Origin of the sequence: Paenibacillus sp. FSL H8-0259 (genome assembly GCF_037963255.1) — a bacterium.
Lineage (GTDB): Bacteria > Bacillota > Bacilli > Paenibacillales > Paenibacillaceae > Paenibacillus_AQ > Paenibacillus_AQ phytohabitans.
Map to the genome: position 1 here is coordinate 797,009 of NZ_CP150147.1, position 21,411 is coordinate 818,419.

Consider the following 21,411-nt stretch of genomic DNA (forward strand, 5'->3'; position numbering starts at 1 on the left):
GCTATCAATTATCCTTCTATTTCTCGCTGAAACGGTACCGTCCTTATAGAAGGACGGCAAAGCCGTTTCTACATGTTATAGAAATGTTCGGTTTCACTGGAGAATCCCTCATAAGGAGGCTGCAGCTGGGGTTAACCTCTGCTTTACCCTTTTCTTCATCCAGTATTTAGATTATATTGTTGAAGAGGTGATAAACGTTGTCCGGCTTACTTACGAGAGCTTACAAGTCCTGCATTAACAATCCCTGGCCGTACCTATTGTTTCTGCTGGGGGCAATCGTTCGTATCATATACATAAATTCTATTCCTCCGGGACTGAACCAGGATGAAGCATCTATCGGCTATGATGCTTACGCCATTCTTCACTACGGAATGGACCGCAATGGTGTACATCTGCCCGTTCATCTTATCGCCTGGGGCAGCGGACAGAATGCGCTGTATGCCTACTTGTCCATGCCGTTTATTCTGCTGTTTGGCCTGACGCCGCTGTCTGTGCGGGCACTCAGTCTGGTCATGGGCTTACTGGCCATGATTGTCTTCTACCTGATTATGAAACGGCTGTCCGCCTCATCCGGAGCAGGAATCGCTGCCATGTTCTTTATTGCGATCAATCCCTGGCATATTATGATGTCCAGGTGGGCGCTGGAATCGAATCTGTTTCCTACGATGATTTTGATAGCTGTGTACCTTCTGCTAAGATCCTTCGACAATCCGCGATGGTTTTATGCGTTTACCGGCATGCTGGCCCTCTCGCTGTATGCCTATGGAACAGCTTACTTTTTTGTCCCGTTATTTGCGCTTGGTACGGCAATTCTTCTATTGTATAGCAAGATACTTAAGCTCAGGACTCTTGTGTGGAACAGCCTGCTGTTTGCAGCAATGGCCCTGCCTATACTATTATTTATTGTTATTAACCGTTACTCCATGCAGGACATAGCCACTCCATTGTTCACTATTCCCAAGCTTACGATGCCGCGTGTGGAGGAGATTTCATCCGTGTTCAGCGGACAGCTTGGGAGGGCAGCTGCGGATAACTTCAGTGCATTCAGCAAGCTTATGCTTAGCGGGACTGACGGCTTGCCATGGAATTCAATTTCTCCTTATGGCTATGCGTACCCGATCGCGCTTCCCTTTGCGCTGCTGGGGCTGGTTGTCCTCATACATTCGTGGTGGACCAGGCGGCGGGAGAACGCAGGGTATGGAGTGTTGCTGCTCTGGTTCCTGATTGCCGTGCTGATGGCGTTTATTACAAGTGTAAACATCAACCGGATCAATATTATTTTTTATCCGTTCATCATGCTGGTAAGCGCCGGATTTGTGTGGCTTGCGGGGAGAGTCAAGGGAGCTGCCGTATTGGCCGCTGCAGTGTTTACAATATTTTTTGTCCTGTTCTCAAGTGATTATTTCCGTGAGTTCCCCGGCCGGATCGGACCGGCTTTTTATGATTCTTTCGGTGAGGCGGTGCAGTATGCCTCCGAACACAGCCCGGGAGAAATCTATATTACCAATAATGTGAATATGCCCTACATTTATGTGCTGTTCTATGAGCGGATCAATCCGCATGACTTCCAGGATTCCGCCGTTTATGCTAATCCGGGAGAAGCTTTCCAGCGTGTATCCTCCTTTGGGAGATACAGATTTGACGATTTGAACATGGTGCCTGCCAATGCCGCATATATCTTTGGGAATAGCTCTCCGCTTCCTGCGGCAAGTACAGAATATACAGTTAAGCGTTTCGCCAACTACAGCGTAATGCTTACTAAAGACAAAGCGGACGGGCTTCCGGCAGCTCCGGAGGTTCCCGCTGCTGAATTTAGGAACGGGGGGTTTGAAGAAGGGACTTCGGGCTGGACATTCTCTGCGGGAGCGGGAGTGGCTGACAATAAGCCTTACGCCGGAACTAGGCTGGCTTATCTTGATGCGGGAGCTGACAGAAGCGTGTCACAGGTTTTTGCCGCGGCAGCCGGTGACTACAAGCTATCCGCAATGGTTAGTGCAGGCGGCAGCGGCGGCGGGAAGATCGGAATCCGTGCAGCCGGCACTGTGCTGGCAGAAGCCGAACTGCAGGCGGGGGAAGATTATCATCAGGTTACACTTCCTGCGGTCACGCTGGAGCAGGGGATGCAGGCAGAAGTTTACATAACCGGCGGTAACGGCTGGATTAACATTGACGAGGTGAGGGTGGAACGATGACCAAGAATACACGTGCGGCGGCAACCGTTATACTGATGCTCTTATTATTTATTCTTCCTGTAACAAACGTTTATGCTGAGGGGAATTTACTGCAGAATCCGGGTTTTGAGGATGGGGAGGACGGTGCGCCTGCCAGCTGGAGCAAAGATATGTGGATCTCGGGCGATGCCTCCGGTCTGCTGTCCGTTCAGTCCGAGGATGTTCACTCCGGCAGCAAGGCGGCAGTCATTGAGAACCTTGAACCCAATCACCTGAAGTGGGTACAGACGGTTGCTGTCTCGCCGGACAGCTACTATAAGATCTCGGGTTATGTCAAAATAGTCAGTACAGCAGGCGGGGGAATGGGTGCTAATATATTCCCGGTCGGAATTGGCGGCGGTTATCCCGCCACCCAGGATACAGCTGGCGAGTGGCAGTATCTCGAGTTCATCGGCCAGACCGGCAAAGAGCAGACCGAGATCGGGATAGGTGCTGCCCTGGGCGGATATGCCAACCTGATTCAGGGCAAGGCTTATTTCGATGATCTGTCCGTAGAACAGCTGGATGCTGCTCCGGAAGGCGCGAACATTGTATCGCTGGACAGCGGGGCACCGGCGGCCGGGGCGGATGCGGGCGGCGGGAGCCAGCCGGCAGAAACACCGCATAAGGTGTCACCTGCCAAGCTGCTGCTGATATCGGCAGTGTTCAGTGTGTTCTTTGCTCTTTTATATCACAGAGCCTTCAGCAGTAAACGCCTGCTGAACCAGCAGGATGTGATCTATACACGCTGGCTGTATGTCCTGTTTGGTGTAGCATTCATTCTGCGGATCTGGATTGGCCTGACTGCGCAGGGCTATCAGAATGATATGAATACATTCATGGCTTGGAGCCATCGTCTGACAGACCTTGGTCCGGGCAAGTTCTATGAAGAAGGCTATTTTGCGGATTACCCTCCAGGGTACTTGTATGTGCTGTACCTGCTGAGTCTGCTCCGCGGATTGTTTGATTTTGCGGGCGGGTCAGGCGCAGAGACTGTGCTATATAAGCTGCCGGCCATCATCTCCGACCTCGTGCTCGGCTGGATCATCTACAAAGGCGCGCGCGCCAAGATCGGACCCGGACTTGCGATCGGGCTGATGATGCTGTTCCTGTTTAACCCGGCAGTGCTGATGGACTCTGCAGCGTGGGGACAAGCAGACTCCTTCTTCCTCATCTTCCTGCTGCTCAGCATAATGGGAGTAGTGGATAGAACCTTTGTACGTGCAGCGATCTTTTTCGCCATTGCCACACTGATCAAACCGCAGGCGCTGATTTTCACACCGGTCCTGATCTTTGCCTTCTATCATCACCGTGCCTGGAAGCAGCTTGCTCTGGGCGCTGTCTACGGACTGGGAATATTTGCTCTGCTCGCAGCCCCGTTCTTCTGGAATAACGGCGGTTTTGCCGGAGTGATTGATTTATATAAGAGCACTTTATCTTCTTATCCGTATTCTACAGTTAATGCATTCAATCTTTATGCTTTGACGGATCCGATGTGGTCAGCGCTTGATGTCACCTGGCTCGGCATACCTTACCGCATATGGGGCTTTATTTTCATACTTGTAGCGGTAGCTCTTGCAGCTTATTATTCCTTCAATACCAAGGACCGCAAGGATCTTTCTAAATCGTATTTCCTCGGCATGGTGCTGATCACGGTTGTCTTTGTATTTGGCACCAAAATGCATGAACGCTACCTGTATCCTGTTCTGCTCCTGTCTCTATTCACCTTCATTGAGAGCAAGGACCGGCGTTTCCTGACACTGTTTCTCGGATTCTCGCTGACTCAATATATTAATGTAGGCTATACGCTGGCCTATCTCAATACCGGCAGCAATCCGCCGACAGACGGAATTGTCCTGGTTACAGCGATTACTACCGTAGTTCTGGCATTATATCTGCTGTATGTTGGGTACGATGTATATATCCGCAAAGCAACAAAGCTCCTGCCAGAGCCTGTTACAACGCAGGCTGCATTTGAAGCAGATGTGCGGCTTGCAGAGGGGATTCAGCCCCTTGCCAAGCAAGAACGGCGTTCCCCGCTGAAGCTGCAGCGCAGAGACTGGATCTGGATGATCGCGATCACGGTACTCTATGGAGCGCTTGCGCTTTATCATCTGGGGGACAACAAGTCGCCTGAAACCCTGTGGGAGCCTGCCGCCAGCGGCGAGAGCTTCTATGTGGATCTGGGGCAGGCCCACCAGCTGGAGCGGGTAAATATCTTCGGCGGTGTCGGCACGGGCAAGTTTCAGCTGGAGTTCAGCCAGACTCCGGACAATTGGAGCAGCCCGCTTGATGTGAGCGAGGATGTCGGCAATGTCTTCATATGGAAAAGCCAGCCGCTGAACGTATCGGCAAGATACGTCAAGCTGACAGTCACCTCTCCGGGCTTCACCCTGAATGAAGTGGCTTTCTATGGCCAGGAGGCACCGAAGACGCCTCTGCAAATTGCCGGTGTTACACCGGATGCCGCTGCGGCTCCCAAAAGAGGGACGCCAGCCAATCTGTTCGATGAGCAGTCCATGATCCCGGAGAACTCGAATTTCATGAACAGTACGTATTTCGATGAAATCTATCATGCACGGACCGCTTATGAACATTATCATGATATTGTCCCTTATGAGAATACGCACCCGCCGCTTGGCAAGCTGCTGATCGGTGCAGGCATGGAGCTGTTTGGCGTCAATCCGTTTGGCTGGCGTATCATCGGCACCCTGTTCGGCATTGCAATGCTGCCGCTGATCTATATCATGGCGATGCGGCTGTTCCGGAAGACTACCTATGCTGCATTAGCAGCCGGACTGTTCGCGCTGGACTTCATGCATTTCACCCAGACACGCATTTCAACGATTGATGTATACGGCGTATTCTTCATTATGCTGATGTTCTATTTCATGCAGCGGTATTATACGATGAACTTCTACCGTATGCCGCTGCGCACAACGCTGGTTCCGCTGTTCTGGTCCGGACTGTTCTTCGGAATCGGAGTTGCTTCCAAGTGGATTGTTCTCTACGGAGGGGCAGGACTTGCGGTGATGCTGGCACTGGCGCTGTTTGAGCGGTATAGGGAGTATAAGGCTGCAGGCCGTCTGCTGGCTGAGGGCAAGCTGACCGGTCAGGAGCTCAAAGCTGCCTGCCGGACAGCGGACCAACCCTTCTGGAAGAACACCATCATCACTTTGGCCAGCTGCATCGTATTTTTCATTGCTATCCCGGTTATCATCTATAGCCTGTCCTTTGTCCCGGCGCTCTCTGCTTCGGCGGAAGGCTTCACCATTAAGGGACTGATTGATGCCCAGAAAAATATGTACAACTATCACAGCCAGCTTGTAGCTACGCATCCGTTCGCCTCTTCCTGGTGGGAGTGGCCGTTCATGAAACGTCCGGTCTGGTTCTTCAGCGGCGGTGAAGGCTTGCCGGAAGGTAAGGCCAGCAGTATCGTGACCATGGGGAATCCCCTCATCTGGTGGACAGGAATCTTCGCTATGCTGGCAGCCGTGTGGCTTACCGTGAAACGCAGGGACAAGAATCTGTACATGATCTGGATCGGGTTCTTCTCACAGTATGTCCCGTGGATGCTTGTGCCGCGTGAGACGTTCCTGTACCATTATTTTGCGATGGTGCCATTTATGATTCTGTCGGTTGTCTATATCCTGAAGCTGCTTGACAGCAGATTCGGCGACGCCAAATATCTGCGGTATGCCTATGTGGCTGCTGCAGCCATCCTGTTTGTAATGTTCTATCCGGTGTTGTCCGGAATGCAGGTTAACAGCAGTTATATAAATACTGTACTGCGCTGGTTCCCTTCCTGGGTATTCTAGGGGGCGCTATTTAAGAAGGCATATGTTTCAGAAGACAGTTTTATTGCGGGGTATCTCGTAGAAACTTATAGGAGGAACTAAGGTGAAAGCCAGATACAGTGTAATTGTCCCCATGTTCAATGAGGAGGAAGTCATTCAGGTAACCTATGAGCGGCTCAAAAAAGTAATGGATGGTTGCGGTGATTCCTATGAACTGGTTTTCGTCAATGACGGTAGCCGGGACCGCACGGCGGAGATCATGCGCGAGATCAGCAGCCGGGATGAGCATGTCAAGCTGATCGACTTCTCCCGTAATTTCGGCCACCAGGTGGCGATTACGGCTGGTATGGATTATGCCGAAGGCCAGGCAGTCGTGGTGATTGACGCAGACCTCCAGGATCCTCCTGAGGTTATTCTGCAGATGATTGCCAAGTGGAAAGAGGGCTACGAAGTCGTGTATGCCAAGCGGTTGAAGCGTCACGGGGAGACTTTCTTCAAGAAAGTCACCGCTAAGATCTTTTACCGCCTGCTCAGCAGTATGACCAGTGTTGAAATCCCTACCGATACCGGGGACTTCCGGCTGATCGACCGTAAAGTCTGTGATGTGCTGCGCGGTCTGAAGGAGAAGAACCGGTATGTCCGGGGTCTGGTAAGCTGGGTAGGCTTCCGGCAGACCATGGTAGAATATGTGCGGGAGGAGCGCTTTGCCGGGGAAACGAAATATCCGCTCAAGAAAATGATCCGGTTTGCGCTCGACGGCATCACCTCCTTTTCCCACAAACCGCTCAAAATCGCATCCTATATCGGATTCTTTCTGTCCTTTTCCAGCTTCATCTATCTGTTCCTGGTATTGTTCCAAAAAATCTTTACCTCCTGGACCGTACCCGGATGGGCATCTATAGTCGGCGTGAACCTGCTCTTCAACGGGATTGTGCTGATGCTGCTGGGGGTAATTGGTGAGTATATCGGACGGATCTATGATGAGTCGAAGGACAGACCGCTCTATATTGTACGTGAGACCAAAGGCTATCCGGATGCGGAAATAGAAGACACGCGGAAGGAAAGCGATTATGCCAGATAAGAAATGGAGTGCGGGGTTCATCCAGTTCCTGAAATTCAATGCGGTAGGCCTGCTGAATACACTGATTGATTTTGCTGTATTCACACTGCTGCATTCCCTTGGGATGATCAACACCCCTGCGCAGATTATTTCCTACAGCGCCGGTACGGCCAACAGCTTCTTCTGGAACAAAAAGGTAACCTTCCGTGATCGGGACAGAGGCAATAAAGAGGGCTTCGACCGGATGCAGCTGATCAGGTTTATCGTGCTGAATCTGTTGGTGCTGGGTATATCGGTGCTGCTGATTCATATATTGACCGATTCTCTCGGTATTCAAGTGCTGGTCGCCAAAGTGCTGGTCACATTTGTTACGGTGATCATTAATTTCTTCGGAAGCCGGAAATGGGTATTCTGATAATTAAGAAGCATTGCTTCTTAATTATTCCGGAAGGGTAACATCTATTCTATATTACGGAGGCGATTGTCATGCGGAAATTATCCTATTTGATTATACTTGCCGGGGTGCTTATTATGCTCTATCCCAAAGGAAGCGAATGGTACAATGACCGTCAGCAGCAAAAGCTGCTGGAAGAGGCTGAACAGGCCTACAGTGAAATCGTTCCGTCTGCGTCAGCTCCGGCCAGTGCTGATCTAAGTAAGCCTTACGCGGAAGTAACCCAGCTGCTGGCGGATGAGTCGGCTGCGGAAGAGCCAGAACCCTCTGCTGCGCCTGAGATTGAAGTCGGAGGCAAGGTGATGGCAATCATCGAAATCGACAAAATAGATCTGAAGCTGCCTGTGCTGGAAGGCGCCACCAAGGCGAATATGAAGCATGCTGCTGCGCATATGAAGGAGACGGCTCCGCTTGGCTCTGCTGGAAATGCTGCAATTGCAGCGCATAGATCAAGAACTACGGGAAGGCTATTCAACAGATTGAATGAAGTTGGAGTCGGGGACACTATTTCCGTTACAACCGGCAAGCAGGTATACAATTATGTAGTTTATGATGTAACTATTGTGGAACCAACCGATGTATCCGTATTGAAAGGGAATAAGGATGACAAGATTCTAACACTCATTACTTGTGATCCGCTGGTGAATCCAACGCATAGACTTATCATTCACGCAAAGTTATCGTGATGTTTGTAGAATAATGACGGAAAAACTTAAAATACTTAAAATTTTTATTTGTTTTCGCGGAAATCTAGTGATTTAGGTCTTGATAATAGAAATAGATATGGTAAGATATAACTATACAAAGCTAATACACGATAAACGGCAAACCTATCGAAAGATAGGGACGCAAAGCTAGAGGGCCTTCCCGTAAGGATGGCAGCCAGCTACCGAATGAAGAGGCTTTTTTTGTTTGTTCTTATTGTGAATCTAGCATTTTATGGTAGAAGCAAGGACAGATAAAGCTTATACGATAACGGCAAACCTATCGAAAGGTAGGGACGCAAAGCTAAAGGGCCTTCCCGTAAGGATGGCAGCCAGCTACCGAAAGGGGTTTTATCCAATGAAGAAGTTCTATTTAATGTTGGTTACACTATTCGTAGTGGTTACGTCGGTGCAGACAGGTACAGCTCAAGCTGCTAATGCAGATGCAAGCTGGTTGAACATAGGTCAACTTGATCAGGGTGTTATCGGAGTTTTTTATAATGTTCCTAAGGATAAGAAGATTAAGCTGATGATCACCAAAGATAATAACAGCTACACCTACAACTTATACACTTCCAAACCAACTGAAACATTCCCGCTTCAACAAGGTAACGGTTCATACAAGGTTTCCGTACTTGAGAACACTACCGGCAACAAATACAAAGTAATCTCTTCCGAGACGGTAGATCTTAGCCTGAGCAACGCCAACGCCGTATATCTGAGCTCTGTACAGAATGTTAAATGGAGTTCTTCCGATAAAGCAGTTCTGAAAGCAACACAGCTTACACAAGGTTTGACATCAGATGAAGACAAAGTGAAGGCTATCTATAATTATATCGTAGCCAATGTGAAATATGATTATTCCCTGGCTTCCAGTGTTACTACAGATTACATCCCTAACAACGACAGCACCTTGGCTACCAAGAAGGGGATCTGCTACGATTACGCTTCCTTGTTCGCTACTATGCTTCGCAGTGAAGGCATTCCTACCAAACTGGTTATGGGTAACACAAGTTATGTGACTTCTTACCACGCTTGGAATGAAGTGTTCCTTAATGGCAAATGGGTAACTATTGATACTACAGTTGATGCTGGACTTGCCAAGAACAGCAAAACAGCAGATCTGGTTAAAGTAGCAAGTAAATATACTGCAGCTAAGTTCTACTAAGAGCACAGATGCATTCATAGTTTCATTGAGGATAACCCGCTTAGTAATTAAGCGGGTTATTTTTATTTTGGAAAAGGTTGCTTTTTGGTAGAGAGATAGGGTATTATAAATAAGCGTTGTTGGAGCGGCAAACTTAATAAGAAATGGCTTAAATAAGTGATTTCAAAATAAAGCTTGCATTACTCGAATGAATGTGATATATTATAAGAGTTGCTGGTGACGCGGTAAGCGGCGCTGACAACGAGCTTGATCTTTGAAAACTGAACAACGAGTGAGTATCGGAAATCACGAAAGTGACTTCCAAAATAGAGAATGAAAATTCTCGTCAGATGTTTCAAAATGAGCAATCGCTCTTTCTAAATACAATTTGGAGAGTTTGATCCTGGCTCAGGACGAACGCTGGCGGCATGCCTAATACATGCAAGTCGAGCGGAGTTTGAATGGAAGCTTGCTTCCATTCATGCTTAGCGGCGGACGGGTGAGTAACACGTAGGCAACCTGCCCTCAAGACTGGGATAACTACCGGAAACGGTAGCTAATACCGGATAATTTCTTTCCTCTCCTGAAGAGAGAATGAAAGGCGGAGCAATCTGCCACTTGGGGATGGGCCTGCGGCGCATTAGCTAGTTGGTGGGGTAACGGCTCACCAAGGCGACGATGCGTAGCCGACCTGAGAGGGTGAACGGCCACACTGGGACTGAGACACGGCCCAGACTCCTACGGGAGGCAGCAGTAGGGAATCTTCCGCAATGGGCGAAAGCCTGACGGAGCAATGCCGCGTGAGTGATGAAGGTTTTCGGATCGTAAAGCTCTGTTGCCAGGGAAGAACGTCCGGTAGAGTAACTGCTACCGGAGTGACGGTACCTGAGAAGAAAGCCCCGGCTAACTACGTGCCAGCAGCCGCGGTAATACGTAGGGGGCAAGCGTTGTCCGGAATTATTGGGCGTAAAGCGCGCGCAGGCGGTCATTTAAGTCTGGTGTTTAAACCTTGGGCTCAACCTGGGGGCGCACTGGAAACTGGGTGACTTGAGTACAGAAGAGGAAAGTGGAATTCCACGTGTAGCGGTGAAATGCGTAGATATGTGGAGGAACACCAGTGGCGAAGGCGACTTTCTGGGCTGTAACTGACGCTGAGGCGCGAAAGCGTGGGGAGCAAACAGGATTAGATACCCTGGTAGTCCACGCCGTAAACGATGAGTGCTAGGTGTTAGGGGTTTCGATACCCTTGGTGCCGAAGTTAACACAGTAAGCACTCCGCCTGGGGAGTACGGTCGCAAGACTGAAACTCAAAGGAATTGACGGGGACCCGCACAAGCAGTGGAGTATGTGGTTTAATTCGAAGCAACGCGAAGAACCTTACCAGGTCTTGACATCCCGATGAAAGCATTAGAGATAGTGCCCCTCTTCGGAGCATCGGAGACAGGTGGTGCATGGTTGTCGTCAGCTCGTGTCGTGAGATGTTGGGTTAAGTCCCGCAACGAGCGCAACCCTTGACTTTAGTTGCCAGCAGGTAGTGCTGGGCACTCTAGAGTGACTGCCGGTGACAAACCGGAGGAAGGTGGGGATGACGTCAAATCATCATGCCCCTTATGACCTGGGCTACACACGTACTACAATGGCCGGTACAACGGGAAGCGAAACCGCGAGGTGGAGCCAATCCCAGCAAAGCCGGTCTCAGTTCGGATTGCAGGCTGCAACTCGCCTGCATGAAGTCGGAATTGCTAGTAATCGCGGATCAGCATGCCGCGGTGAATACGTTCCCGGGTCTTGTACACACCGCCCGTCACACCACGAGAGTTTACAACACCCGAAGTCGGTGGGGTAACCCGCAAGGGAGCCAGCCGCCGAAGGTGGGGTAGATGATTGGGGTGAAGTCGTAACAAGGTAGCCGTATCGGAAGGTGCGGCTGGATCACCTCCTTTCTATGGAGAATCGTCACCTGCAACGGTGACATTCAAATCGGAAGCGTAAGCTTCCACAACGAACCTTAGGGTTCAAACACTCACTCGTTGGTCAGTTTTGAGAGTTTAAGCTCTCATCTTTAAATTGTCTGAATTTTCGAACATCACAGTCGTGATTGTCCCGAAACTTCAGCACCTTGATCCTTGAAAACTGGATACCGAAACGAATTTGCGTTTTAGAACATCTTTTAGCTGAAACTTGTGTAAGCAAGTTGGAATAGTTATTAGTTGCTACAGCGATTTTCCTAACGGAAAACGCATTGGTTAAGCTAATAAGAGCACACGGAGGATGCCTAGGCGCCAGGAGCCGACGAAGGACGTGGCGAACAACGAAACTGCCTCGGGGAGCTGTAAGCAAGCTTTGATCCGGGGGTGTCCGAATGGGGAAACCCAGCTGTGGTAATTCGCAGTTACTCGTATCTGAATACATAGGATACGCAGAGGCAGACCAGGGGAACTGAAACATCTAAGTACCCTGAGGAAGAGAAAACAATAGTGATTCCGTCAGTAGCGGCGAGCGAACGCGGAACAGCCTAAACCAAGGGGCTTGCCTCTTGGGGTTGTGGGACGTCTCACATGGAGTTACAAAGGAATATGGTAGGCGAAGAGGTCTGGAAAGGCCCGCGATAGAGGTAAAAGCCCTGTAGCCTAAACTGTGTTCTCTCCGAGACGGATCCCGAGTAGTGCGGGGCACGTGAAACCCCGTATGAATCCAGCAGGACCATCTGCTAAGGCTAAATACTACCTGGCGACCGATAGTGAAACAGTACCGTGAGGGAAAGGTGAAAAGCACCCCGGAAGGGGAGTGAAATAGAACCTGAAACCGTGTGCTTACAAAAAGTCAGAGCCCGATCTATGGGTGATGGCGTGCCTTTTGTAGAATGAACCGGCGAGTTACGTTTAACATGCAAGGTTAAGGTGAGAAGCCGGAGCCGCAGCGAAAGCGAGTCTGAATAGGGCGACTAAGTATGTGGACGTAGACCCGAAACCGTGTGATCTACCCCTGTCCAGGGTGAAGGTGCGGTAACACGCACTGGAGGCCCGAACCCACGCATGTTGAAAAATGCGGGGATGAGGTGGGGGTAGCGGAGAAATTCCAATCGAACTCGGAGATAGCTGGTTCTCCCCGAAATAGCTTTAGGGCTAGCCTCGGTGAATGGAGTGGTGGAGGTAGAGCACTGATTGGGTGCGGGGCCCGCAAGGGTTACCAAGCTCAGTCAAACTCCGAATGCCATTAACTTCTTGCCGGGAGTCAGACAGTGAGTGCTAAGATCCATTGTCAAAAGGGAAACAGCCCAGACCATCAGCTAAGGTCCCCAAGTGTGTGTTAAGTGGGAAAGGATGTGGAGTTGCACAGACAACCAGGATGTTGGCTTAGAAGCAGCCACCATTGAAAGAGTGCGTAATAGCTCACTGGTCGAGTGACTCTGCGCCGAAAATGTAACGGGGCTAAACACACCACCGAAGCTATGGCTAGATGCTTTGCATCTGGGGTAGGGGAGCGTTGTATGCAGGTTGAAGGTGTACCGTAAGGAGCGCTGGACAGCATACAAGTGAGAATGCCGGTATGAGTAACGAAAAGATCAGTGAGAATCTGATCCGCCGAAAGCCCAAGGTTTCCTGAGGAAGGCTCGTCCGCTCAGGGTAAGTCGGGACCTAAGGCGAGGCCGAAAGGCGTAGTCGAAGGACAACAGTTTGAAATTACTGTACCACCGTAATCCGCTATGAGCGATGGGGTGACGCAGGAGGGTAGTGACGCGGACTGATGGATATGTCCGTCTAAGCAGTGAGGCTGATGTGTAGGCAAATCCGCACATCACTAAGGCTGGGCTGTGATGGGGAGCGAAAATTGTAGTAGCGAAGGTCATGATCTCACACTGCCAAGAAAAGCCTCTAGCCAGGAGAAGGTGCCCGTACCGCAAACCGACACAGGTAGGCGAGAAGAGAATTCTAAGGCGCGCGGAAGAACTCTCGTTAAGGAACTCGGCAAAATGACCTCGTAACTTCGGGAGAAGAGGTGCCTCGGTAGGGTGAATAGCCCGAGGGGGCCGCAGTGAAAAGGCCCAAGCGACTGTTTAGCAAAAACACAGGTCTGTGCGAAGCCGCAAGGCGAAGTATACGGGCTGACGCCTGCCCGGTGCTGGAAGGTTAAGGGGAGTGGTTAGGGGTTAAACCCGAAGCTGTGAACCGAAGCCCCAGTAAACGGCGGCCGTAACTATAACGGTCCTAAGGTAGCGAAATTCCTTGTCAGGTAAATTCTGACCCGCACGAATGGCGTAACGACTTGGGCGCTGTCTCAACGAGAGATCCGGTGAAATTTTAATACCTGTGAAGATGCAGGTTACCCGCGACAAGACGGAAAGACCCCATGGAGCTTTACTGCAGCTTGATATTGAATTTGGGTACGATCTGTACAGGATAGGTGGGAGCCGGTGAGGCAGGAGCGCAAGCTTCTGCGGAGGCGCCGTTGGGATACCACCCTGATCGTATCTAGGTTCTAACCTAGTGCCCTTACCGGGTACGGGGACCGTGTCAGGCGGGCAGTTTGACTGGGGCGGTCGCCTCCTAAAGAGTAACGGAGGCGTTCAAAGGTTCCCTCAGAATGGTTGGAAATCATTCGAAGAGTGCAAAGGCATAAGGGAGCTTGACTGCGAGACCAACAAGTCGAGCAGGGACGAAAGTCGGACTTAGTGATCCGGTGGTACCGCATGGAAGGGCCATCGCTCAACGGATAAAAGCTACCCTGGGGATAACAGGCTTATCTCCCCCAAGAGTCCACATCGACGGGGAGGTTTGGCACCTCGATGTCGGCTCATCGCATCCTGGGGCTGAAGTAGGTCCCAAGGGTTGGGCTGTTCGCCCATTAAAGCGGTACGCGAGCTGGGTTCAGAACGTCGTGAGACAGTTCGGTCCCTATCTGTCGTGGGCGCAGGAAATTTGAGAGGAGCTGTCCTTAGTACGAGAGGACCGGGATGGACGTACCGCTGGTGCATCAGTTGTTCCGCCAGGAGCATGGCTGAGTAGCTACGTACGGACGGGATAAGCGCTGAAAGCATCTAAGCGTGAAGCCCCCCTCAAGATGAGATTTCCCAATTAGTAAGACCCCTTGAAGACGACGAGGTAGATAGGTTGGAGGTGGAAGTGCAGCAATGCATGGAGCTGACCAATACTAATCGGTCGAGGGCTTATCCAAATTTCGAAGAACGCAGATTCGTTTCGGATTCAGTTTTCAGGCGATCAAGCCTGGCAGGATGTTAAACCTATGGTTTGATATTTTCTGCAGCGATTTCGAGAAGCGGAAGCTTCGAAAAATCATGTTTGGTGGCGATAGCGGAGGGGTTCCACGCGTACCCATCCCGAACACGACCGTTAAGCCCTCCAGCGCCGATGGTACTTGGACCGAAGGGTCCTGGGAGAGTAGGACGCCGCCAAGCACATGAAGCCATTGTTGAGCAATCGACAATGGCTTTTTTGTGTCCTTTAGAGAATAGTATTACAATTACTTAGGGCCTTGTTTTTGGTACTTGTTGTGAATTTTGTGCATAGCTTGTGTATAATTCGGTGGTAAATAGAAAGAAATGAAAACTTATACACATGTGGATAGATTATATTTTTTAACAAGTACTCCCCAATTCATGTGGATATCGTATTAGATAATGTGGATACAACAGAGGGAATTGTGGATGGATGCGTAAAGGAGCGTAAAGTTATGGACAAGCACGGCAACCTTTTGTGGACAGAGGATTTTATGGTTCATGCAAGTGACACTGATTTTCGGTCAAGAGGCAAGCTATCTTTTCTTCTTGATATTATGCAGCGTGCTGCGGATTCGGCTGTAAGCAGCCTGGGTCTAAGTATTGATACAATGCTTAATGCAAGAATGGGCTGGATGGTTATCACACTCGATCTGGATCTTCGACGTTTACCGTCGCCTAACGAGCTTCTTAATGTGCGTACCTGGAGTAAAGGAAACAAAGGAGCGCTCTGGCAGCGGGATTATCGGATTTTTGATAGTAATGCTGTAGAACTGGCGGAGGCACGCTCAATCTGGGCGCTTGTGGACATGGATAAGCGGAAGATCCTTCGTCCGTCAGCCCTTCCCATTGCTGTAGAGCCTTATTTGGAAGATTCGGTCGGAAGCCTCCCGGACAAAGTAGTGATTCCCGCTGATCTTTCTCTGCAGGAAGCCTTTCGCTATCAAGTAAGGTATAGCGGGCTCGATAATAACGGGCACCTTAACAATGCAAGGTATGTAGATTTATGCTGCGATGCGCTGACTTTGGAGGAATGGGAAGAGCTGGAGCTTACCGGTCTTCACATAACCTATGCGCAGGAAGCCCAGTATGGCGAGGAAATCAGTATTTTACGGTCCTCCCGGACTGAAGAAGGAGTATATGTACGCGGCCAAGGCGGGGACAAGGTGTTTTTTGAAGCTAGTCTAAGGTTTGAGAGATAAACCCTTAACAACAACAGTCTTAAATGTAGTTTCTTCTCATGGCAGCCACTCTGTTTTTCAGAGAACTGCCTTTTTTTCGTATATAAAGCTAATTCCCGGGATGTCACAAATAAGCAGTTGGCATTCGTTATACAGGTGTAAAAGGAAAATGGAGGTGATTCTTTTGGAGCAAGGCAACCCCGGGGGCCAAGTGAATCCAAATATGATCGAAGAAGCAATTCATAAGGTGCGTGCAGGTGAAAAGCATGCTTTTACTTCAGTGATAACTGCATATGAACGGCAAATATATACATATTGCTATTATATTTTGAGGAGCCGTGAAGAAGCAGAGGATGCTGTGCAGGATATATTTGTGAAGGTGTATCAGGAGCTTGGGCGTTATGAGAAGCGTGTCTCTTTTTCAGCGTGGTTATATAAGGTAGCTTATCATCATTGCCTGGACCAGCTTCGCAGGAATAAGCGCCGCAACCGATTAATGTCACTTTATAAATTGCAGCTGGTACGGGAAGCTCCTGAGTCTCCAGACGATTCGCCTGTGGACAGAATATTCGGAGACCTAACTTCGGAGGAGCGCAGTTTGTTGATCCTGCGTGTCATTGAACAATACAGCTTCGAAGAAATTGCGCAAATTACCGGGAGGAGTTCAGCGGCGCTCCGCAAGAAGTATGAACGGCTCCGGAGAAAACTGATCCAGCAAAAAGCGAACGAAGGAGGATGCACTCGTGGAGAAGTGGCAGAATCAAACTGAGAAGCAAATGTTGGAGCAGATTCGCAGCAGCATCGGAAAGGTTCAATTCCCTGTGGACAGCTATAATGAGCAAATTATGAACCGTATTGAGCATATGGAGATAAAAAGAGGCGGTAAATTGTTTAAAAAGACGTTAGCATCCGCATGTGTGGCCGTAATGATCGGGTTAGGTACAGTAACAGCAGGATTCATCTCCCCTGTGTGGGCCGATACATTGAGTCAATTCCCCGTATTCAGCAGTATATTCAAGCACATGGAGGACCCTGGTTTGAAATTGGCGGCGGAAAAGGGCCTGACTACTTCACCTAACATGAGCGTTACAAAGGATGGAGTTACATTAAGTGTTACAGAAGTATTTTATGACGGTACCCGTTTGGCTTTTGGATTTAAAAGAGAGGGAGTTATGGATGAACGGGTTCAGGCGCAAATTACTGATCATAAAACCCATGATTTTGATCAATCGACCAAAGGGATGGTGGGCTGGCCGGTCGTTACCCTGCCATCAGGGGAGACTGTGAGCTTCGGCTCCGCTTCAACAGGTGACGTACATGGACAACCTCATACTCTTCTATTAGAGCTGAATAATCTGCGGAACACAGCAGCCTTAGGAGACGAATTCAAGGTGGATATCCAGGTGCCTGTTGCTCAGATCGCAGAGCCTTTCGAGTTCCAGGTAACGGTGAAGAAGCTAACGGAGGGGATAATCAACCTTACTCCGGATCAAGGTGCAAGCAGGGGCTCCTTCCATTATAGAGTCAAGAACCTCGACATCACACCTGTTACCATGAGGTTGATCATAACCAGTGAAGGAGAAGTGCCTGCCTCACCGGAGCAGACAGGAGAATACGCTCCAACTGAGGTATTCTATGAGCTTGTAGATGATGTTGGAAATGTTATCAATCCCGGGCAAATGGGATATGGGATGGGCAAAGCACTTCGGCATCCTATTCTGGATAATATATACGACGTCTTCCCGCAAAAACCAAAGACGGTTACGGTTAGACCGTATACTTGTACTTTTGATAGTGAATTCAATCTCTTGCTGGATGGTAATGGTGAAAGGTTAAAAACTTATTATAAAGAACTTGAGACCACTATAGTAATTCCTTAAATCAGAAAATTAGTTATGTGTAAAATGAACTGTATTCTTGTCCGCGTCTGCTCTGCAGAGGCGGACTTGTTTGTATTCAAAGCAAAGTTAAAGGAATGTAGATCTCACTTACCGAGTCCGGATTATCCGGGCCAAGATAACCTGCACCGTAATATTCAAATTCATAAGTGAGGTTTAGGCGATAATCAGTTCCGGGCAGAAATACGCCATATATATATTTGTATGTAGCGGAGACTTCTGCTGAGGGACCTTTATGCAGAAATTTAAGATAACGCGCTGGTGGCAGGATGTGGACGGGAAGATTGCTATCTGCTTGTCCTCTGTTTGCCCGAAATGTAGTGCCGGATGGTAAAGGCGATGATGCGTTCAACTCACAGGCACAGAGAAAAGAGATGCCGCTATCCTCATAGTTATCCGGCCAATAACCAAGCTGATAATACCTCTCCGGAAGCTTACGGCAGGGAATAGAGGCGATACCGCTGAATAGCTGTTCCCAAGCTGCACCTATAATAGAAGGATCGTTGTTAACCGTAATAAACGGTCCCTGAAGTCTGATTTCCCCAAGCTCAATGATTTCCGGAGATCCGGTGTTGTGGACAGTCCAGTGCGGCAGATCCATTCCCCGTATAGGATGCAGCAGCAGAGGGATGTCCGGATTTGATTTTTGGCGGATACAGGTGGGAGTGGTATGGAGCAATCTTTTGAAGGCACGGGTGAAGGTCTCATAATCGTTAAAGGAATAATCCAGCGAAATATCCTGGAAGCTGCGGTCAGGCGTTCTCAGAATCTCACGTGCAGCCTCGGAAATTCGACGTCTTGCGATATAGTCGCCGGGTGTCAGCCCGGTAACCCCCTGGAACAGCCGGATAAAATGATAAAGCGAGTAACCGTTCACTCTGGAGAGGGTCAGGACAGACAATGGTTGCTTCAGATTGGATTCAATGTACTCAATCGCTTGCAGAATAAGCTTGCAGTTAGTCATGAGCTCTCTCCTCGTACTAGTTTACTCTAGAGCCCACTCTCCCCAAGAGGACGCCCATAAAGGGACTCTGACATGACGGACACGGTCGGTAGCAGGAAAATAGGCTTTGATATCGAGCACAGGCGTCCCCGGATAGGCATCCAGTCCGGTAACCTCAACAATTCCCTGTTCAACATCAACGGACACAATTTCGGCCACAGAAAGGCCAATAGGATTAGGGCGTACGGGAGAACGTGTGGCAAATACACCCGTTACCGGAGCCTCATATGGAGGCTCAATCTGCGTAGTACGCCGGAAGGCATCGTCTGCAAATTCATGAATCCACCAGAGAATCTGGCAGTGGCTGAAATCAGCCAGCCCCTTCAAGGCAGGTCTGTATTGCAGTTTAATCTCGAGACGCAGGTTGTGCTGTGATCCGGATACGGATACTACACCTACTGATATAACATTATACGGTTCTGTTGTGAGCATTGGCTGTGACTCCTTTCGGCTGGGGAATAATTCTAGTTTATCTGAAATGAAGCGAAATCAGCCTGATGATATTTGCGGTCTTTTATCCCGTGGTATAATAGGTTGTTGATATGGAGGGGAGAGAATTATGAAGGTACTGGTACTGGCGGAGAAGCCATCGGTTGCCCGGGAGATTGCCCGGGTGCTGGGCTGCGGAAATAAGCAAAAGAGCTATATGGAAGGTCCGAAATATGTGGTTACCTGGGCTCTGGGTCATCTGGTTGGCCTGGCTGAGCCTGAGGACTATAACAATAAATATGCTACCTGGGCATTGGAGGATTTGCCGATTCTTCCGGAGAAGGCCAAGCTGAAGGTGCTGCGGGAGACCAGCCAGCAATACAAAGCGGTACAGCAGCTGATGAAACGGCAGGATATTGAGGAGCTGATCGTTGCGACGGATGCTGCGCGTGAGGGGGAGCTGCTGGCACGCTGGATCATGAATATGGCTGGCTGGAAGAAGCCGTTCAAGCGGCTGTGGATCTCCTCGCAGACGGATAAGGCGATTAAGGAAGGCTTCGCCGCGCTTCGTCCGGGCAAGGACTTCGACCGGTTGTATGAGTCTGCCCGCTGCCGTGCAGAGGCGGATTGGATGATCGGGCTGAACATTACGCGCGCCTTAACCTGTAAGTTCGGTGCGCCGCTCTCGGCAGGACGTGTACAGACACCTACGCTTGGCATGATTATGGACCGGGAGAATGAAATTACAGGCTTCCATTCCCAGGAATACGATCTGCTGACTGCTGATTTCGGCAATTTCCAGGCAGGATGGCGTGCGCAGGGCGGGGACGGCCGGATTTTTGACAGAGACAAGACGGGTATCCTGAAGGAGAAGCTGACCGGCCGCAGTGGACGGATTACCAAGGTGCACAAAAGCGAGAAAAGCGAACCCCATCCGCTGGCCTATGACCTGACGGAGCTGCAGCGGGATGCAAACCGTAAATTTGGCTTTTCGGCCAAACAAACCTCAAGCCTGCTGCAAAAACTGTATGAACAGCATAAGCTGGTTACTTATCCGCGTACGGACAGCCGCTACCTGACTGCCGATATGACCGGTACGCTAAAAGAAAGATTGGACAGCGTAGCAGTCGGACCGTATGCGGCCCTCGCTAGACCGCTACTGCGCAAAACGCTGCTGGTTACGAAACGGATTGTTGACGACAGTAAGGTCAGTGACCATCACGCAATTATTCCAACAGAGCAGACGGTATTGCTTAATCTGTTAAGTGCAGAAGAACGGAAGCTGTATGATCTGATTGTACGGCGGTTCATCAGCCTGTTCTATCCACCGGCACGTTATGATGCAGTGGCTGTGACGGTGAGCGTGGAGGGAGAAACGTTCCAGGTTAAAGGCACTACGGTTAAGGACGCGGGCTGGCGCGAAGTCTATGGCGGGGATATGAGCTCGGATGAGGAGGATGAGAACGCGGGCGACGAGCCTGCAGCGGGCAGTGTGAAGCTGCCGGAACTGCGGGAGGGCGACAGCGTGAAAATTGAGCGCTGCATCATCAAGCCCGGCCGGACGCAGCCGCCGAAGCGTTATAATGAAGCTTCGCTGCTGACGCAGATGGAGAAGTACGGGCTGGGAACACCGGCAACCCGTGCGGATATCATCGAGAAGCTGGTCAGCTCGGATACGATTGAGCGGCAGGGTAATCTGCTGCATCCGACCGGCAAAGGCAAGCAGCTGATCGGACTGGTCTCAGGACAGCTGCGCACTCCGGAGCTTACGGCACGCTGGGAAGCGGAGCTGGAGAAGATCGCGCGCGGGCAAGGGCGTCCGGAGCCTTTTCTGCAGGGAATCCGTAATATGGCCCAGGAGCTGGTGTCCGGGGTAAAGAATAGCGGAGCGGAATACAAGCCGCATAATGTCTCTAACAGCCATTGTCCGGAATGCGGGACAAGAATGCTGGAGAAGAAGACCAAACGCGGCAAGCTGCTGGTCTGTCCCAAAGAGGACTGCGGCTATACCCGGGCAGGGGAGAAGCAGCTGTCGAACCGCCGCTGTCCGCAGTGCCATAAGAAGATGGAGCTTAAGGAAGGCAAGGCAGGGATGTATGTGCAATGCCTCGGCTGCGGGATTACGGAGACAATGGATAAGGATCATAAGCATATCAACAAACGCGAGCAGCAGAAGCTGGTCCAGCAGTACAGCAAGCCGGAAAGCGCCGGCGGCTCTAACCTTGGTGAATTGCTGAAGGCAGCGATGGAAGCCAAGCAGAAGGGGAAATAAAATAACCTAAAGTGTAAGGG

12 protein-coding genes, 3 rRNA genes and 2 riboswitches are annotated in these 21,411 nt (G+C 50.1%); of the genes, 13 read left to right on the forward strand and 2 right to left on the reverse strand.

Features of this window, described 5'->3' with window-relative positions:
- The first annotated feature begins 197 nt into the window (after positions 1–197).
- From NSU01_RS03450 to NSU01_RS03505, 12 genes are all read left to right on the forward strand, one after another.
- Positions 198–2,192 (forward strand): glycosyltransferase family 39 protein, encoded by a 1,995-nt coding sequence (locus NSU01_RS03450; RefSeq protein ID WP_076246309.1) that lies wholly within the window; start codon positions 198–200, stop codon positions 2,190–2,192.
- A complete protein-coding gene (locus tag NSU01_RS03455) occupies positions 2,189–6,028 on the forward strand; it encodes a phospholipid carrier-dependent glycosyltransferase (protein ID WP_076246312.1) in 3,840 nt (1,279 codons plus the stop codon). The genes NSU01_RS03450 and NSU01_RS03455 overlap by 4 nt, the downstream gene beginning before the upstream one ends.
- 82 nt (positions 6,029–6,110) lie before the next feature.
- The gene (locus tag NSU01_RS03460; RefSeq protein ID WP_076246315.1) at positions 6,111–7,088 is read left to right on the forward strand and encodes a glycosyltransferase family 2 protein; all 978 of its coding nucleotides are present in this window, start codon (positions 6,111–6,113) and stop codon (positions 7,086–7,088) included.
- Complete coding sequence (locus NSU01_RS03465) at positions 7,078–7,482, forward strand: GtrA family protein (RefSeq protein ID WP_042133375.1); 405 nt, start codon at positions 7,078–7,080, stop codon at positions 7,480–7,482. The genes NSU01_RS03460 and NSU01_RS03465 overlap by 11 nt, the downstream gene beginning before the upstream one ends.
- A 71-nt stretch (positions 7,483–7,553) precedes the next feature.
- Positions 7,554–8,207, forward strand: a complete 654-nt coding sequence (locus NSU01_RS03470) for a class D sortase (protein ID WP_076246318.1) — start codon at positions 7,554–7,556, stop codon at positions 8,205–8,207.
- 127 nt (positions 8,208–8,334) lie between these two features.
- A riboswitch (cyclic di-GMP riboswitch) is annotated at positions 8,335–8,415 on the forward strand.
- Positions 8,416–8,488: 73 nt separating this feature from the next.
- Positions 8,489–8,569: riboswitch (cyclic di-GMP riboswitch) on the forward strand.
- Between the two features lie 14 nt (positions 8,570–8,583).
- Positions 8,584–9,393 (forward strand): transglutaminase-like domain-containing protein, encoded by an 810-nt coding sequence (locus NSU01_RS03475; protein WP_076246321.1) that lies wholly within the window; start codon positions 8,584–8,586, stop codon positions 9,391–9,393.
- A gap of 364 nt (positions 9,394–9,757) precedes the next feature.
- A 16S ribosomal RNA gene (locus NSU01_RS03480) occupies positions 9,758–11,315 on the forward strand.
- A gap of 301 nt (positions 11,316–11,616) precedes the next feature.
- A 23S ribosomal RNA gene (locus NSU01_RS03485) occupies positions 11,617–14,547 on the forward strand.
- 124 nt (positions 14,548–14,671) lie between these two features.
- A 5S ribosomal RNA gene (gene rrf, locus NSU01_RS03490) occupies positions 14,672–14,788 on the forward strand.
- Together the 16S, 23S and 5S rRNA genes form the textbook arrangement of a ribosomal RNA operon.
- A 275-nt stretch (positions 14,789–15,063) precedes the next feature.
- Positions 15,064–15,810, forward strand: coding sequence for an acyl-ACP thioesterase domain-containing protein (locus NSU01_RS03495; protein ID WP_076248021.1), 747 nt, complete (start codon positions 15,064–15,066; stop codon positions 15,808–15,810).
- Positions 15,800–16,558: a sigma-70 family RNA polymerase sigma factor gene (locus NSU01_RS03500; RefSeq protein ID WP_256704027.1), complete on the forward strand. Its 759-nt coding sequence runs from the start codon at positions 15,800–15,802 to the stop codon at positions 16,556–16,558. Before NSU01_RS03495 ends, NSU01_RS03500 begins: the two co-directional genes overlap by 11 nt.
- Positions 16,533–17,669, forward strand: coding sequence for a DUF4179 domain-containing protein (locus NSU01_RS03505; protein WP_076248026.1), 1,137 nt, complete (start codon positions 16,533–16,535; stop codon positions 17,667–17,669). Before NSU01_RS03500 ends, NSU01_RS03505 begins: the two co-directional genes overlap by 26 nt.
- Positions 17,670–17,745: 76 nt before the next feature.
- Here NSU01_RS03505 and NSU01_RS03510 read toward each other — a convergent pair whose 3' ends face one another.
- Complete coding sequence (locus NSU01_RS03510; RefSeq protein WP_076248029.1) at positions 17,746–18,651, reverse strand: AraC family transcriptional regulator; 906 nt, start codon at positions 18,649–18,651, stop codon at positions 17,746–17,748.
- A gap of 21 nt (positions 18,652–18,672) precedes the next feature.
- Entirely contained in the window at positions 18,673–19,122 is a 450-nt protein-coding gene (gene tsaA, locus NSU01_RS03515) for a tRNA (N6-threonylcarbamoyladenosine(37)-N6)-methyltransferase TrmO (RefSeq protein WP_076248032.1), read from the reverse strand.
- A 127-nt stretch (positions 19,123–19,249) separates the two neighbouring features.
- Here tsaA and NSU01_RS03520 point away from each other — a divergent pair, with 127 nt between their 5' ends.
- Entirely contained in the window at positions 19,250–21,391 is a 2,142-nt protein-coding gene (locus NSU01_RS03520) for a DNA topoisomerase III (RefSeq protein WP_076248035.1), read from the forward strand.
- Positions 21,392–21,411: the final 20 nt, after the last annotated feature.